Source organism: Flavobacterium panici, assembly GCF_024499525.1.
Lineage (GTDB): Bacteria > Bacteroidota > Bacteroidia > Flavobacteriales > Flavobacteriaceae > Flavobacterium > Flavobacterium panici.
Window position 1 is genome coordinate 953,697 of sequence record NZ_CP100437.1, and the last position, 18,717, is coordinate 972,413.

5 protein-coding genes are annotated in these 18,717 nt (G+C 37.0%); 1 reads left to right on the forward strand and 4 read right to left on the reverse strand.

From position 1 onward, the window contains the following. Positions 1–84 precede the first annotated feature (84 nt). The 3 genes from NLJ00_RS04375 to NLJ00_RS04385 all read right to left on the reverse strand — a co-directional run bounded on the left by NLJ00_RS04375 (position 85) and on the right by NLJ00_RS04385 (position 9,742). Positions 85–3,060, reverse strand: a complete 2,976-nt coding sequence (locus NLJ00_RS04375) for a DUF7507 domain-containing protein (RefSeq protein WP_256636363.1) — start codon at positions 3,058–3,060, stop codon at positions 85–87. A 227-nt stretch (positions 3,061–3,287) separates the two neighbouring features. Next, on the reverse strand, positions 3,288–8,864 hold the full coding sequence (locus NLJ00_RS04380) for a T9SS sorting signal type C domain-containing protein (protein WP_256636364.1): 5,577 nt from the start codon (positions 8,862–8,864) through the stop codon (positions 3,288–3,290). Between the two features lie 407 nt (positions 8,865–9,271). Then, complete coding sequence (locus tag NLJ00_RS04385) at positions 9,272–9,742, reverse strand: regulatory protein RecX (RefSeq protein WP_256636365.1); 471 nt, start codon at positions 9,740–9,742, stop codon at positions 9,272–9,274. A 279-nt stretch (positions 9,743–10,021) separates the two neighbouring features. On the opposite strand from NLJ00_RS04385, the gene NLJ00_RS04390 reads away from it, so the two are divergent. Beyond that, a complete protein-coding gene (locus NLJ00_RS04390; protein WP_256636366.1) occupies positions 10,022–17,422 on the forward strand; it encodes a T9SS sorting signal type C domain-containing protein in 7,401 nt (2,466 codons plus the stop codon). A gap of 73 nt (positions 17,423–17,495) precedes the next feature. Here NLJ00_RS04390 and NLJ00_RS04395 read toward each other — a convergent pair whose 3' ends face one another. Next, complete coding sequence (locus NLJ00_RS04395; protein ID WP_256636367.1) at positions 17,496–18,665, reverse strand: beta-ketoacyl synthase N-terminal-like domain-containing protein; 1,170 nt, start codon at positions 18,663–18,665, stop codon at positions 17,496–17,498. Positions 18,666–18,717: the final 52 nt, after the last annotated feature.

An 18,717-nucleotide genomic window follows, 5' to 3' on the forward strand; every position in this document is an offset into this window, starting at 1 on the left:
CTTTTGGTGATTTTTTATTTATTTTTAAAAACAAAAAAACCATTCCGTTTTGTCGGAATGGTTTTTATTAGAAGAAGTTTTTTATCATTTAAAGATAATCTTTCTTGTTACTTCTGCTTTGTTTTCAAGTGTTACTTTTACCAGTAAAACCTGTTCAGCAGCCTGTAGATTTGAGATTGACAATTCTGTCGTTCCAACTTTCTTTTTATTGTATAAAAGTTTGCCGGTGATATCAAAAACTGAAACCTCTTTAATGTTTTCTTTTGAAGAAGTTACTTTAATTACTTTATCTTTTACAGAAACCAAAAGTCCGTCTTTTACATTTTCGAAATCTCCGGTTCCTAATGTTTTGTTAGTATAACGAAGCGTGAAACGATCTGTAAATGTTCCTATATCGGTAGTAAATTTATAGTTTCCAGCTTTTAGGTTATAAATTGTACCTGTTTTTTTATCTTCAAGATAAATTGCCTGATCATTCAACAATCCATCCGTATGATCTATTGCAATTGTAAATTCTCCTGCAACAGCAGTTCTGTATCCAAGCGGAATTAAATCTGTATCCTCAAAAGGAAGTCCACGCCCTTGAATAGTTAGTTTTTTAGCATCATTTAAACTGTAAAAGTCTAAATTGACACTTCCGTTGAGTGTTGCCGCATCATAATTTTGATCCCAGCTGTTTGTTGCTCCTTCAATGTAACCAATTAGTACCTGCTTATACAATCCTGTAGCATTTGAGATATTAAGCCATAAACGGTTTTTTTCAAGATTGGTTTGAGCCGTTTTAAAGAACTGACTGTTATTGCCTGCAATTCGCATACTGTTTGTAAAAACAACATTATTTCCTGTACTGGCTTTGAAGAAAAATCCCTGAGCTGCTGCAATTTTCCCACTTGCAGGCGGACCATTTGACGTTCCTGTGCTTCCTGATAAGGTATAGACCGAATAATCATCCGGGTCATAGTTGTAAGTTGCATTTCCATTGGTGTTTTCGTCAGGCTGGTTACTGTGTGTCCAGAAATACAATGCTCCAACACCAGCGTCATTAATCAATCTATCGGCATCTATTGCTGATGGATATGGATTTCCAATTAAATTCCATTTTGTAGCGACTGGAGTAACCGTAATATTTCCATTGTTTGGAACTCCTGTAAATGAGGCCTGAAAAACAGCTGGACTTACATTACCTTGTGGTCCTCTTATGATATAACCCTGCCCTGGTGTCATGACCAAAGTTCCATTATAACTAGTTACCCATCCACTTGATGGATTAAAGCTTTGGTATTTATCTGCCAATGTTGTTGGTGATAAATCATGAAGCGTCATTCCGGGTGTTGCTGTAACCGGTATTGACCAGTATACATAATCATAACGATTTACAGGCGTAGTGCTTCTTAAATAAGTAATGTTTCCAGTATTAACTGCATTCGTAGTTTGAACCAAACTTGCATTATTATCAAAGGTTAATGAACCGCCTGAATTAACATTTAAAGAGTTAGTAATTGTTAAAGTCCTTCCAGATGGAACTGTCATATTAACACCACTATTTATGGTACAAGAACAAGCAGTTAAATCTGCTGAAATTGCAAACGCTCCAGTAAAAACAGCTCTTTTTGTTGCAGTTGGAGTTCCGTTAGACCAAGCTGTTCCATTCCATGTTGTCGAAGATTGATCAGTAATTGTTGCTCCTAAACTTGATGGTGACTTACAGCCTCTGGTATTATCTGTTACTCTAAATGTATAAGTATTGGCAGCTAATAAAGGAATTGTTGTACTAGTTCCTGAACCCGTATATGTAGCAGATCCCGGGCTTCTTTCTATAGTCCAAGTTCCAGTTGCTGGTAAGTTATTTAAAATAACACTTCCTAAAGCAGCGCATGAAACATCGCTTATTGTGCCAATGGTTGGTGGTGGCAGTAAATCTATGGATGTTGAAATATTATCTGTATAGGTATGTCCCGAAATATCTTCAACGACATTTAACGATGGGTCAGTTCCGGTAACTTTTGCAGAATTAACAACTCTTCCAGTAAGTACATCATTACTAGTAATCGTATAAGTTCCGGTTAATGTAGCAGTTGCTCCGGCGGCCAAACTAGCAATTGGGTTTCCTGTAATAATAATTCCCGGCATTGGATCAGTCACACGAACATCTGTAATAGGAACTTCTCCTGTATTTTTTACATTAAAAGTATAATTAATAACATCTCCAGCTTTCCCGCATGATGGCATCGAAGCTGTTTTTATAAGACTTAATTCAGCAATTTTTAATGAATTTGTATTAAAAGCAATAAAAGCACAATCTGAACTGCCTGAAAAAGTTACTACAAAACGGTCCACCTGAGCAGCGTTTGCAGATGTTATTCCAAATTGACTGGTTTCGATTGCAAGCATTCTAATATCTCTTGTTGATGCGGCAGCAAATCCGAGAGTTCCATCCATTTTAAATAAATCAAGACTATACGTACCAATCGCAGTTACAGCATCAAACTTTATAGATAATTCAGTTCCTACGGTATTTCCTAATGCATCGATAAATTTAAAAGTATCTGGTGTTCCTCCTGGATCTGCAACCTGGGTTACAATTAAATCAGGAATTCCGTCACCAATACCTGAAAGATTCAGGTTATTGGTACCTACTTTAAATTCAGCTGTTCCGGCTTTTATATTAGCAACACCTGTACCAATTGAAAGTCCGCTTGCTCCATCAGTTAATCTTGATGCAAGTTCAGCTCCAGTAGCACTTGAACCAGCTAAAGCGGGTCTTAAAATTGCCGAACCCGCTGATTCGTCTATCATAGAACCTTGCAAAAAGTATGAGCTTGATGTTGAACCAAGAGATTGAATTTTCAATGCTCTAAATTTTTGTGCATTATAAACTACAGAGTGCGAATCTAGAGTCGTATTACTAACTCCTGTTGAATAAGTAGTTCCATTCCATGAGAATGCCAATAGGTTGTTTTCTCTGTCTGGACGATTACCAACTCCAGTAGTAGAATTTGAAGTCCAGTATCCGTTCCAATCAGTGTGGATTCTTGAAACAGCTGTTAGCTGCGCTGACATTTTTAAAGAAACCAATAAAAATATAAACAGTATCTTTTTAAATAAAGAACGGGTAAACAAAAGTAATTTTTGGGGCATACAATTTGTGTTTGGTTTGATTCGGTTATTAATTTAATTCTTAAAAAAATTTAAACTTATTTTTACTTAACTCTTTTTATTTAGTACGTTCATTACATGGAAAAATCCGGCAGCTTTCACTGTCGGATTTTTTTTATATTTTATTTTAATTATTTGAAAATGATTTTCCTTGTTGTTGCATAGTCATTTTCAAGAATAACTTTTACTAATAAAACCTGATCGGCAGACTGCAGATTCGAAATCGATAATTCTGTCGTTCCTATTTTGTTTTTACTATATAAAAGCTTTCCTGTAATATCATATATATTTACTTCTTTAATGTTTTCTTTTGAAGAAGTGACTTTGATTGCTTTATCTTTTACAGAAACCAAAAGTCCGTCTTTTACATTTTCAAAATCACCTGTTCCTAAAGTTTTATTCGTGTAACGAAGTACAAAACGATCTGTAAATGTTCCTATCTCAGTAGTAAATTTATAGTTACCGGCTTTTAGGTCGTGTACTTTACTGGTTACTTTGTCTTCCAGATAAACTGCCTGATCGTTTAGTAATCCATCTGTATGGTCAATTGCAATAGTAAATTCTCCCGCAACTGAAGTTTTATATCCAAGAGGAACTAAATCTGTATCTTCAAAAGGAAGTCCACGTCCCTGAATCGTTAGTTTCTTGGCTTCATTTAAACTATAAAAGTCTAAATATGCACTTCCGTTAAGTGTAGCGGCATCATAATTCTGATCCCAGCTGTTTGTTGCTCCTTCAATGTAACCTATCAGGGCTTGTTTAAATAATCCTGTTGTAGTTGACATATTCAGCCATACACGGTTTGTCTCAATATCGGCAGCTGTTTTAAAGAACTGGCTGTTTTCACCTGGAATTCTCATACTGTTTGTGAAAACAACATTATTTCCTGTACTGGCTTTGAAGAAGAATCCCTGACCTGCTGCAATTTTTCCACTTGCTGCCGGGCCATTAGAAGTCCCTGTACTTCCTGTTAAGGTATATACCGAATAATCATCTGGATCATAATTGTAAGTTGCATTTCCATCAGTATCTTTATCTGGCTGGTTGCTGTGCGTCCAGAAATACAATGCTCCAGTTCCTGCGTCGGTTATTAATTTGTTTGCACTAATTGCTGACGGGTATGGATTTCCGATTAAATGCCACTTTGTAGCTACAGGTGTAATGGTAAAATCACCATTATTTGGAACTCCCGTAAAAGAAGCTTGAAAAACAGCAGCACTAACATTCTCCTGCGGTCCTCTTACAATATATCCTTGTCCAGGTGTCATAACCTGAGTTCCGTTATAACTAATTACCCATCCACTTGATGGATTAAAACTTTGGTATTTATCTGCCAGAGTAGTTGGTGATAAATCATGAAGTGTCATACCTGGTGTTGCTGTAACCGGTATTGACCAGTATACATAATCGTAACGGTTTATAGGAGTTGTGCTTCTTTTATAAGTAATGTTTCCTGTGTTAACAACATTTGCAGTCTGAACTAAACTTGCATTGTTATCAAAGGTTAAAGAACCGCCTGAATTAACGTTTAATGCGTTAGTAACTGTTAGAGTTCTGCCACTTTTTATTGTAACGTTTGCTCCGCTTGCAATTTTACATGAACATCCATTAATATCTTTGTCTAAGCTATAATTGGCATCAAATTCTAATATATCATTTAACGTTGGATCTGAGCCACTAGACCATGTCGTTCCATTCCATTTATTTGCTGATTGTATAGTTACGACTGAAGAATATACTGATCCACAATTACTTTGTATTGCAAAACTATAATCACCAGGAACTAATCCTGAAACCGTCATTGTTCCCGTTCCTGAAATACTGTAAGTTCCATTTGTTGAATTTGGTCCATTAAAAAGTAACGTTCCGGAATTTGGCAAACCACTCAATGTAACACTTCCCGTTGGAACTAAACAAGTTGGTCTAACTATTGTTCCTGGTACTGGAGCAGTATAAGAAGTCTCGACTGTTGTTGTTGAAGAAGCCGGAGAGGCCGCTGAACATCCGTTAGAATTTCTATAATTAACTGTTACTGTTTTACTACCTGTCGTTAACCATCTTAATGTTACTGTATTACTTCCTGTCCCGATTCCTCCTCCAGTAATAGTGTAATCACTTCCACTATTTCCAGATATTGTCCAGGTATAATTTGCCTGTCCGCCTTGTGTAGTATAAACTACGTTTGTTCCTGTACAGGTACTTGTTCCTGCCTGACTTGTAAAAGTAACTGTTGGTAAAGGATCAATATCAAAGCTAGTTTCGATAGCAGCAAAACCTTGTGGACAACCAGAAGTTTGTGCAACCGCTCTGTACGCTCTTTTTGCGTAAAGTAATTCCATTGGCTGATACTCAATTAGATTTGCAGTACCAGCTATGGGAATCCAAGTTACATTGTTATCATCACTATATTCCCATCTTACTACTTTTTCAGGATAAGAATATGCTGCTCCCTGATTAGGAGCATCAGCATTTGCCAAAGTCAATTTATTAGGCTGAGTTCCATAACAAATATGTCTACCTCCATGTGTACGTCCTCTGTCTGTTGTAATAACTGTTACTGCTACAGCATTTGATATCACTGTAGAACCGCAACTTCCACTAACTTCTACAGTATAGTTTCCAACATTTGTAGTTGTTGGATTTGTTAAGGTTAATGTATTTGTTCCTTGTCCATTTACACCGCCGCCATTTGTAACAGCTGTTCCATCTTTTTTCCAAACATATGTTAATGTGCTTCCTACTGCTGTAACTGAAATTGTTTGTGTACCACTTCCTGAACATGCTGCAGCAGGAGCAGTTGGTTGTACTGTTATTGCTGTTATGGCATTTACTGTAATTGTTCCTGTGGCATTAACCGCAGTTGCCCCGCAGCCATTAACCGGAATACTATATGAAAAAGTTCCTGATGCTGTTGGTGTGCCACTAATAGTAATCGTATTAGAAGCCCAAGATGCAGAAACTCCTGCTGGTAAACCATTTGCTCCGGCAACACCATTATTAGCTATTCCTGTTACACTTCCTGTAGTTGTATGTGTAACATTCGTTATCGCTGTATTGATACAAACATTTGGACTAGATGATGCTGCTCCAACGGCTTTATTTGCATTAACAGTAATTGTTCCCGTTGCATTTACTGTACCACATCCGCCATTTAACGGAATGTTATAAGTAAAATTACCTGATGCTGTTGGAGTACCACTAATAGTGATAGTATTGGTAGCCCAAGATGCAGAAACTCCTGCCGGTAAACCGTTTGCTCCTGCAACACTATTGTTAGCTATTCCTGTTGCGCCAGTTGTAGTATGTGTTATATTTGTTATTGCTGTATTAATACAAGTAGTTGGACTTGATGATGCAGCAGTCACTGTATTTATCCTAACGGTAATTGTTCCTGTAGCATTAACCGCAGTTGACCCGCAGCCATTAACTGGAATGCTGTATGAAAAAGTTCCTGATGCTGTTGGAGTACCGCTAATAGTAATAGTATTAGAAGCCCAAGACGCAGAAACTCCTGCTGGCAGACCATTTGCTCCGGCAACACCATTGTTGGCTATTCCTGTTACACCCCCAGTAGTTGTATGCGTAAAGGCTGTTATTGCTGTATTGATACAAACATTTGGACTTGCTGACGCAGCACCCACAGCTTTGTTTGCATTAACTGTAATTGTTCCTGTTGCATTTACAGTACCACATCCTCCATTTAACGGAATGCTATATGAAAAAATTCCTGATGCTGTTGGAGTACCACTAATAGTAATAGTATTAGAAGCCCAAGATGCAGAAACTCCTGCTGGTAAACCATTTGCTCCGGCGATACCATTGTTAGCTATTCCTGTTGCGCCAGTAGTAGTATGAGTTACATTCGTAATAGCCGTGTTGACACAAACATTTGGGCTTGATGAAGCAGCTGTTACTGTATTTGTTCTAACAGTTATTGTCCCTGTAGCATTTGTAGCATTTCCACACCCCCCAGTCAGTGGAATGTTATAGTTAAAAGTTCCTGCAGCGGTAGGAGTTCCGCTAATAGTAATTGTATTTGATGCAAATGATGCTGATACACCTGCCGGCAAACCATTTGCGCCAGATACTCCATTATTAGATATTCCTGTTGCGCCAGTAGTACTGTGTGTTATATTTGTTATTGCTGTGTTAATACATACATTTGGACTTGAAGAAGCACTCCCTACTGTATAAGAAGTAGATCCAATTGTAATTGTTGAAACTGTAGAATATGAAATATTAGTACAAGGTGAATTTCTAACAACAGCTCTGTAGTAAGTAGTTTGTGTTAAATTTTGTACATCAATTCCGTTATTTGTATTATTAATCGTTGTTGTATTGCTTACAAAATTATCTGTAGAGGATTCCCAACGAATAACTGAACCAATATATCCCGTTAAATTTAAGTATGTAATATAAGTATTTGGACACCCACTTGCAGACGGCAATGTACCTCCGTTGCTCGTTTGTGCTATTGTTACAAATAAACTTGATGGACCTGAAGTACCACAAGCATTTGTTGATGTAACCTGAATATTTCCAGAAGTAGCTGAAGCACTAAAAGTAACACTTGCAGAAAGACCATCTGCCGCTGGTGTAATAGTTGCCCCTGTTCCTGAATAAGACCAATTGTAAGCGTAAGAACCTTGAACGGCACTAATTGTATAGCTAGTTGTAGAACTTTGACATTGAGTTTGAGAACCTGCTAAATTTGATGGCGCTCCTCCAGGTCCATTCGTAACATAAATTGTTCTGGTTGCTGTTCTTGCTGTAGGGCAATCTGTTGTTGATGGAATTGTATAAGTAACAGTAGCTGTTCCGTTTGCAGTTGCAGTAATTGCACCTGTACTTGAATTGATTGACGCTATACCAGATGGGCTTATGGTCCATGTTCCTCCCGGAACTGTAGATGCAAAAGTAGTAGATGTACTTCCGTAAGTACAAATATATTGATTACCGGAAAGAGTTCCAGCAGATGTTGGACAATCATAAGATATAACAACTTTACCCGCTGCACCTGCACCACCAGCTCTGTTTCCAGCTGTTTGTGATGTTCTTCCTCCACTGCCACCTCCACCATAAAGACTTCCAGGATTACCAGCTGCTGTATTACCAGAACCACCTACTATTGCCCCTCCTGTTCCTCCTGTTGGGCCGGAACCAGTTCCACCAACACCAGAGTCTGCACCATTATTACTTTCTCCATTTCCTCCATTACCGCCCGCAATGACCTGTACTCCACCAACATTTCCAGTTGTTCCTCCAGTTCCTCCCAAAATAGGATTCCCTCCATTAGTATTTCCCGTTCCTCCAGATCCTCCTGCTGCATATATCAAACCAGAAGCTGAAGTTCCATTTATACTTACAGTAGAAAAACCTCCATTACCACCACTTGCACCACTAACTGCTGTTCCGGCAGCCCCAACTGTAGCATCAAGTACATTTGTTGGTGCAACTGTTAAGTTACTTTTTGCATAAGCTCCTCCGCCTCCGCCTCCGCCTGTTCTTGCAGTAGCTCCAACAGCATTTGTAGATCCTCCTCCAGCTCCACCGCCGCCCCAACATTCTACTACCACAGTTGTGACACCAGCAGGAACTGTAAAGGTTTTAGGAGTTGTAGCTGTCACATAAGTTTTTGTAACGGTTTGTCCGAAAGAAACAAAGGAAATTACAAAAAATAAAAAACTAAAAAGTAATGTTTTCTTCATGTTATATGTTTTCTATCAGGTTGTTATGCGAGCATAAGAGTTGTCTTGCCCGCAAAGATATATACATATACGTTTTAGAAATTATCAGGGTTTTTAGAATAGGCATATAATCGATAAACCGATAAAATAATCGATGAAATGCACGACAAAAATGATGATTTTATGGAATTTCTTATAAAACAAGTAAATTAAAAATAAGAAAAATCCTTAGTAATAAGCATTTTAGCTTTGTTTTTTTGGGATAATAATCGAAAAAACGTCTGGTTTTGTAAAAAATCCTCAAAAAAGCAATATTTTACAACTTTGCGTTATTTTTTATTCCGTAAGGAATTTAAGATATTTTCAAATAAAAATTTAATATTTAAAGTGAGGCAAAAAATGCAATTCTAAATATCTTTTTTTGATGTTTATTCTTGCTCTAATTCTTTAACTTTTTCATAAACAAGATTACTTTCATAACCTCTTCGAAGAAGATAGTCACAAAATTTTTTGCGCTTTTTTAAATTATTTTTTTCCTGAATACTATTCCAGCATCTTTCAGATAAATTTTCAAAAGTTTCAAAATATTCTTCATTTGAAATTTCTTTAAGAGCGAGATTTATATTTGTTGAAGAAATATTTCGCAATTTAAGCTCATTTGTAATCCTGATTTTTCCCCAATTTTTGATTCTGTGTTTACCTCTTGCGAAGCTACAGGCAAAACGTGTTTCATTCAAAAAATTATTTTCAATTAACTGAACAACAATAGAATCAATTTCATCAGAAGTCATTTTTAAGCTATAAAGTTTCGAAACAACTTCGTCATGACAGCGTTCCTGATAGGCACAAAATCGTTCTAATTTCTGTAATGCTTCTTTTGGAGTAAAAATTACATTCATGAGTATTTTCTTTCTTTTTAACTATAAGTGGTAAAAATAACCATTTAAATGTTAAATTATGATGTGTTTATTGCCTTTTTGACAAAACTCTTTTTTCAAAACCTTGTTTATGTTGAGAATTATAATATTTTTGTGGGTAAATTCTGTTTGTTAAATTGCCCTGTTTATTAAACAGTTATTAATAAGAATTTAAGTTCAAAATTAGTCTTTCGTTTATAACGAAACTTGAAATTTTTTATTTGAATTTAAGCCAAAAACAAATTTAATACCACGCCTACTATGATTCGAAAACTACTTTTGTTCGTTCGTTCTTTATTTTTATTATTCCCTAATTCTTCTAAAGAAAAGTCTTTCACTCTTAGTTTAAGATTAATTTGTTTGGGGATGTTTTTTGTTGTGTCGCTTGCGAATGCTACGACTTATTACAGTCCTACAAGTGGCACTATTTCACCAAGTACTTTAACAAACTGGTGGACAAATACAAATAGTACCGGAAGTAATCCCGCAAATTTTACTACTGCTGGTGATATTTTTATTATACAAAATGGCTGTACAATGTCAACAACGACAGCTTGGAGTATAACTGGAAATTTACAAATTTCAACTGGTGGAATTTTAATAGTTAATAACCACGCTATAACAATTACGGGAACTACTTCAATTACTGGAACATTAAACCTCAGTAACAATACTGGAGCAAAAACCTTCATAGGATTAGTTACTGTTAACTCCGGAGGAAATTGGAATAACTCTTCAAATGTAGGAGTTACATTTAGAGGAGGAATTACAAATAATGGAACATTTACCACAGGTACGGGAGTTCAGACTTTTGACACAAATACACAAGCCTTGAACGGGACAATCAGTATACCAAGATTAACTGCCAATATTGGCGTTTCAAATAATGGAATTCTAACAGTAACCAATACACTTGCCGGATCTAGTTCTTTAACTAACAATTCGGGAGCAACACTAAATATAAACACTACCGCTTCAAGCGGTATTAATACTATAACAAATTCTGGAACCGCTACTATAAATGCAACTGCAGCAATTACTACAGTGACAGCAAATTTTGTAAACACTAGTACTGGAACTTTGAACATTAGTGGCTCTAGCACAATAAACGGAATTACTAATAATGGAACGACTAATTTAGCAAGTTCAGGAACTATATCAACTTTTAACAATGCCACGGCGGCCAGTCAACTTAATATAACTGCTACAACCACTCCTATAACAACTCTTACAACGACAGTTACTGGAAACACAGTTAATTATAATGGAACAACACAAACAATATTTACTACAACTTATTCGAATTTAATAGTTTCGAATTCTGGAACTAAAACACTCGGAGGAGCTACAATTGTTACTTCTGATGTAAATATTGCTAATACTGTAACATTAGCAACAAGTAATAATAATTTAACAATTGGCGGAAATTTTACCAGCAGTGGTACATTCACTCCAGGCACTGGAACGGTTACATTAAATGGAGCAAATCAATCTTTTAATGTTCCTACTTTTTATGCTCTAACTTTTTCGGGAAGTGGTACAAAAACATTTGCATCGACTGGAGCTACAGTAATAACAAATGCATTAACCATAAATTCTGGCATAAATACCAATTTAGGTACACAAACACATACTGCAAACACATTAACATTAGGTTCTACTCTAGCTTTGCCAGGTTCTTGGGGTAGTTCAAGTTCGCCTGCAACCAATAAAAGCGACACTTATTTTACAGCAACAACTGGTCAGATAAATGCCTCTACTAGTACTTGTGCTAATTTTTCATCGGTACTACAAATTATAAATGTAAACTTAAATACATTATCAAAAACAAGCTCAGGAACAGGTGGCTATGAAGATTTCACTGCAGACACTCCAACTAAAATTACTCAAGGAAAAAGTTATGCTTTAACAGTAAGAGGAAATACAGGAGGAGATCAAAACGTTTACTATTCTGCATTTTTTGACTGGAATAATGATGGTGATTTTGATGATGCTGGTGAGTATTCTCAAATAGGAACTATCAGAAATTCAGTAGGAACGACTGCTGATGGTAAAGCCGCATCGGTATATATTACAGTCCCAAGCATAGTTACTGGCGACATCAAGATGAGAATTATTGGTCGTTTAACTGGATATAATAATACTCCTTGTGCCATAAGCGGAAGCAGTGGGCAAATGGAAGATTATAAAGTAACTGTACAATTTGGATGCTCAGGTACAGCGGGAGCTCCGGTAAGTTCTGCTTCTACGGTATGTCCAAATGTTCCTTTCACAATTTCATTGCCGAGCAGCACATTATCAGATGGAGCAACATATGTATGGCAAACCTCTCCAGATAACGCAACTTGGACAAATGCTACTCCTGCTCCAATAACATTTTTTGGAACCGAAGCATTCAACTCATTGCCGACCAATACTAACCTTTATGGTAGTGCCACTATAACAGCAAATCAATTATTGTTAACTCCAGCAACAAATAGTTTAAATGGAGCTTGGGTAATTCAAACTATTCCTGGTACAAACATGGATGCATTTACAGTAAATTTCGATTATCAAATTCCTTCTGGAGGTACTGGTGCTGACGGTTTTAGTTTAAGTTATGCAGGTGATATTACTAGCGATGCAGCAGGAGGAGAAAGTGGTCAAGGTTCAGGAATTATAGTTCAATTCGACACCTATGACAATGAAGGCGTAGCTGCTGGTAGTCGTGTTCGTGTATTATATGCTGGAAATGTACTTTTCAATTCAGCAATTGACGTTCCACCATTAAGACCAACTACAGGAAATACTCCGGTAGTTTTGACGGTAGATTCTAAAGGAAAACTTACATTAAGAATTAATGGATCAGTAGTTGTTTCTGATTTATCTCTTCCTGTAGCTTATCTTTCAACTAATAAATCAACTTGGAAATATAAGTTTGCTGCAAGAACCGGAGGTTCAAACGACAATCACATTATTGACAATTTATTAATTAGATATCAAGATGTTACAAACTCAAATTCTACATTTTCCACTACTCAAACTGCAAAAACATATTATCGTGTTCAGGTAACTTGTGGAACGACAACGACAACAACATCGGTTCTTGTCGACATGAGTACAGCAGCAATTACAACTCAACCAACAACACCGGCTGCTGTTTGTTCTGGTACAGGAGTACGTACAATTTCTGTTGCTGCAACAGGATCTGGCCTAACTTATTCATGGAGACTAGGCGGAGTTGCTGCCACTAACGGAGGAGTAATTTCTGGACAAGGTACCAATACACTTACTTTAACAAACCCTACGGCTGCGAATGCTGGAAATTATACTGTAGTTGTTGGTGATGTTTGTACTACAAGCGTAACTTCAAACCCAGTAACACTTACTGTAAATCCAACCCCAACTTTAACAGGAGCAAGTCAAGCTGCTGCAGTATGCGCAGGATCTTCTGCTACGATAAATTTAACCGGATTATTAGCAAGCAGTACTTCAACTGTTTCATATACAATTAATGGTATTGCACAAACTCCTGTAACAGGCGTAACGGCAACTACAGGCGGAACAGCTAGTTTTACATCAGCTGCATTAACAGCAGCAAATAATGGCCAGACTTTACAAATTACCGGAATAACTACAACAAGTAACACACCTAATTGCAGTCAGTCATTTACAACAAATGTAACTTTAGCGGTAAATCCTTCACCAACTTTAACTGGAGCAAGTCAGGCTGCTGCAGTATGTGTAGGATCTTCTGCAACTATAAATTTAACTGGACTAAGAGCCAGCAGCACTTTTACTGTTTCATATACAATTAATGGTGTTGCTCAGACATCTATAACTGGTTTAACAGCAACAGCAGGAGGAACAGCTAGCTTTACAACACCTGCATTAACAGCTGCAAATAATGGCCAGACTTTACAAATTACCGGAATAACTACAACAAGCAGTACTCCTAATTGCAGCCAGTCGTTTACAATTAATGTAACTTTAGCCGTAAACCCAACTCCAACTTTATCTGGAGCCAGTCAAGCTGCTGCAGTATGTGTGGGATCTTCTGCTACGATAAATTTAACTGGGCTATTAGCAAGCAGTACTTCAACAGTTTCATATACTATAAACAGCGTTGCTCAAACTCCTGTGACTGGCGTAACGGCTACTGCAGGCGGAACTGCTAGTTTTACAACACCAGCATTAACAGCTGCAAATAATGGCCAGACTTTGCAAATTACCGGAATAACTACAACAAGCAGTACTCCTAATTGCAGTCAGTCTTTTACAACAAATGTAACTTTAGCAGTAAACCCAACTCCAACTTTAACCGGAGCAAGCCAAGCTGCCACAGTATGCGTGGGGTCTTCTGCTACGATAAATTTAACCGGATTATTAGCAAGCAGTACTTCTACCGTTTCATATACAATTAATGGTGTCGCACAGACCCCTGTAACAGGCGTAACGGCAACTGCAGGAGGAACAGCTAGTTTTACATCAGCTGCATTAACAGCTGCAAATAATGGCCAAACTTTACAAATTACCGGAATAACTACAACAAGTAACACACCTAATTGCAGTCAGTCATTTACAACAAATGTAACTTTAGCGGTAAATCCTTCACCAACTTTAACTGGAGCAAGTCAAGCTGCTGCAGTATGTGTAGGATCTTCTGCAACTATAAATTTAACTGGACTAAGAGCCAGCAGCACTTTTACTGTTTCATATACAATTAATGGTGTTGCTCAGACATCTATAACTGGTCTAACAGCAACAGCAGGAGGAACAGCAAGTTTTACAACACCTGCATTAACAGCTGCAAATAATGGGCAAACATTGCAAATTACCGGAATAACTACAACAAGCAGTACTCCTAATTGCAGCCAGTCATTTACAACAAATGTAACTTTAGCAGTAAACCCAACTCCAACCTTATCTGGAGCCAGTCAAGCTGCTTCAGTATGTGTGGGATCTTCTGCTACAATAAATTTAACCGGGCTATTAGCAAGCAGTACTTCTACAGTTTCATATACGATAAACAGCGTTGCACAAACTCCTGTAACTGGTGTAACAGCAACTGCAGGCGGAACAGCTAGTTTTACAACACCAGCATTAACAGCAGCAAATAACGGTCAAGTATTGCGTATAACTGGAATTACAACCACAAGTAGTACTCCTAATTGCAGTCAGTCTTTTACAACAAATGTAACTTTAGCGGTAAACCCAACTCCAACTTTAACCGGAGCAAGCCAAGCCGCTGCAGTATGTGCGGGATCTTCTGCTACAATAAATTTAACCGGATTATTAGCAAGCAGTACTTCGACTGTTTCATATACAATTAATGGTGTCGCACAGACTCCTGTAACAAGTGTTACTGCAACAGCAGGTGGAACAGCTAGCTTTACAACACCTCTTTTAACAGCGGCAAATAATGGCCAGACTTTACAAATTACCGGAATTACGACTACAAGCAGCACTCCTAATTGCAGTCAGTCATTTACAACAAATGTAACTTTAACTGTAAATGCATTACCAACAATAACAACACATCCACAAGCAATTGCGGTTTGTGAAGGCAAAAATCATACATTTACCATAGTTACTTCTGCAGGAAGTCCATCTTATCAATGGCAATATTCACCAGATAATTCAAACTGGACAAACACAAACGGAGCTGCTGGTGTAACCGGTCATACAACTGCATTATTAAATGTGACAAACATTCCATTATCATATTCTGGATATTATGTTCGTTGTATCATTACAGTTGGAACATGTTCAAGCACATCAAACTCTGCTTTATTAACCGTAAATCCAACGCCAACTGCGCCAACTGCATCTGTAACAACTCAGCCAACATGTGCTGTACCTACAGCAACTATTACAGTTTCAAGTCCGGCACCAGCTGCAGGAATTACTTATAGTATTGACGGAACAACTTACACTAATACTACTGGTATATTTACTGGAGTAGCAACAGGATCATCATATAATGTTACTACTAAAAACAGTTCAGGATGTGAATCTCCAATTACAGTTGTTACTGTAAATACTTATGCAGGTAAAACATGGAATGGTAGTGTAAGTACAAACTGGAACGTTGCCGGAAACTGGACTCCAAGCGGAGTTCCTACTGTCGATGACTGTGTAGTGATTCCAGATTTAACTTCAATCGCAAACAAGCCGGAAATTACAGGAACAAATATTGAATATAAAGCTCATTCAATTAATTTGAATAATAATAGCTCTTTTATAGTAAGAAGTACAAACACTCTAACCGTTACAAATGCAGTAACAGTTAATACAGGCAGTACTTTAACTTTTGAGAACAATGCAAGTTTAGTTCAAACAACCAATGCTGTTAACAGCGGAAACATTACTTATTTAAGAAGCACAACTCCTATAAATCGTTACGATTATGTTTACTGGTCAGTACCAGTTACTGCAACACCGGGTATAACACTTCATGATTTATCACCAACTACTCTGGCAGATAAATACCAAAGTTTTAATCCAACAAGTGGATGGGTAATTAGTTATAACGGAACTCAGGTTATGACACCTGGACAAGGATATATTGTAAGAGGGCCTCAGGAAAATGTTAGCGCTGCTGTTTTTCAAGCTTCTTTTACGGGAGTTCCAAATAATGGGGACTTTACCATTACACCTGTAGCTACAAAGTGGCATTTAATCGGAAATCCATACCCGTCAGCAATTAGTGCAAACAAATTAATAACCGACGCAGGAACTGGAGCATTGTATTTCTGGACACACACAAATCAGCCTGACGAAAATACCACTGGAAATGAAACATATAACTATGATCCAGATGATTATTCGGTATATACCTTATCAGGAAGTACAGGAACTTCTAATGGGCCGGCAGCAAGTGGAAAAATTGCAGCAGGTCAGGGATTCTTCTTTAAAGCAAGTACAGGAAATAATGTTGTTTTTACAAACAGTATGAGAATTCCAGGCGAAAACAGCCAGTTCTTTAAAACAGCTGCCGATATTGAGAGAAACCGCGTATGGCTGAATATGTCAACTACAACAGGATTATTTAAACAAGTCCTTGTAGGTTATATAGACGGAGCGACAAACAGCTGGGATCAAAATTATGATGCAGCTACTCTTAATGGAAGTGTTTATTTAGACTTTTATAGTTTAAATGAAGCCAAGAAACTAACGATTCAGGGACGTGGACTTCCTTTTGAAGATACAGATTTAGTTCCGCTTGGTTACAGAACTGCCGTTGCAGGAGAATTCACAATCGCTATTGATCATACAGATGGATTGCTAAACGATCAGGCAGTTTATCTGGAAGACAAAGTAACCAGTAAAGTACACGACCTAAAAGTCGGTAATTATAAATTTACTACTGAGATAGGAACATTTACAGATCGTTTTGTACTTCGTTATACGAATAAAACATTAGGTACAGGCGATTTTGAAAATGTAAAAGACGGACTTTTGGTTTCTGTAAAAGATAAAGCAATCAAAGTCACTTCTTCAAAAGAAAACATTAAAGAAGTTTCTGTTTTTGATATTACAGGAAAACTTTTATACAACAAAAAGAAAGTTGAAACGACAGAATTTTCAATCTCAAATCTACAGGCTGCTGAGCAGGTTTTACTGGTAAAAGTAACTCTTGAAAACAAAGCCGAAGTCACAAGAAAGATTATCTTCAAATAATAAAAACTTCTTCCAATAAAAAAATCCATTCCGCAAAACGGAATGGATTTTTTGTTTTTAAATAAGATGAATATTAGGCTTTTTCAATTAAAATACTCACAGCGTTTCCGCCAAAACCTACTGCATTAACTAAAACCCTTTTAATTGATTTGTCTTGCTTTTTTGATTCTGAAAAAGGTGTTTCTATAAAAATGTCGTTTTGCAACATTAAAAGTGCCAATTCTAAACTCAACATTCCAGATGCCCCAAAAGTATGTCCGATCTTCCATTTATTAGTCGTTAACAAAGGCAAGTTAGAACCAAACACTTTTTCAATTGCTCTTAATTCCGTCAAATCTCCTTTTATAGTTCCGGGCGCGTGCATTACAATTGCATCAACACTTTCTAAATCAATATCTTTTAAAGCCATTTTCATAGATTTTTGAAAACAGTCCGCTTCCGCAGAAATTGAAATATTGTGTTCCAAAATTTCAGTCGCATAACCAACACCAATAACATAAGCTATTGCATTTTCTTTTTCTCCAGCTTCTAAACAACAAACCGCTGCGCCTTCTCCCAAAATCATGGTGTTTTGTGTTTTCTTGAAATCAAAAGCTAAATTTGGCCACAAATCAATTTCCTGATCCAATCGTGAATAAATTTTCAAAGCCCGCATTTGTCCAATGGTAAAATCAGTTAAAGGAGCTTCACTTCCTCCAACCAAAAACTTATCAGCCATTTCAGATTTTAACCATGCAACCCCATTTAAAAGTGCGTGAAGCGCCGTTGAGCAGGTAATTGAATGCGAAATTTCAGGGCCTGCGCTTTGTAAATCGTGTGCTATCCAGGACGAAATATTTCCTAAAGTTGTTGTTGGTGATGCTAAAGTTTGTGCTTTTCCTGTTTCAAGATATTCTTTGTAATGTTTTTCGAATAAATCTGTAGCGCCTCTTGAAGAACCAATATTGATTCCGAAAATATCATTTGAATTCCAGCCTGCTTTTTCAATTGCTTTTCGCGAAGCTGCTAAAGCAAATAAAACAGAATCATCTAGAAATTTATATTTAATATCCGATTCACGGATTTCAGCCACAATTTGTTTCGATTCAGCATCAAGAGCAGCAACAGAAGTTTCCTGCTGATCCAAAAACTGTTTCGTAAAGCAATGGTTATTATCAAGATATTTTTTCCAAACTTCTTCACTATTATTTCCTAGCGGAGAAATCGATGAAAAAGCGATTATGGCAATTTTTGATGTATTCACAATAGTTTATTTATAACAAAGGTCTGTAAAAAAAATGGCACACTGATAAAGC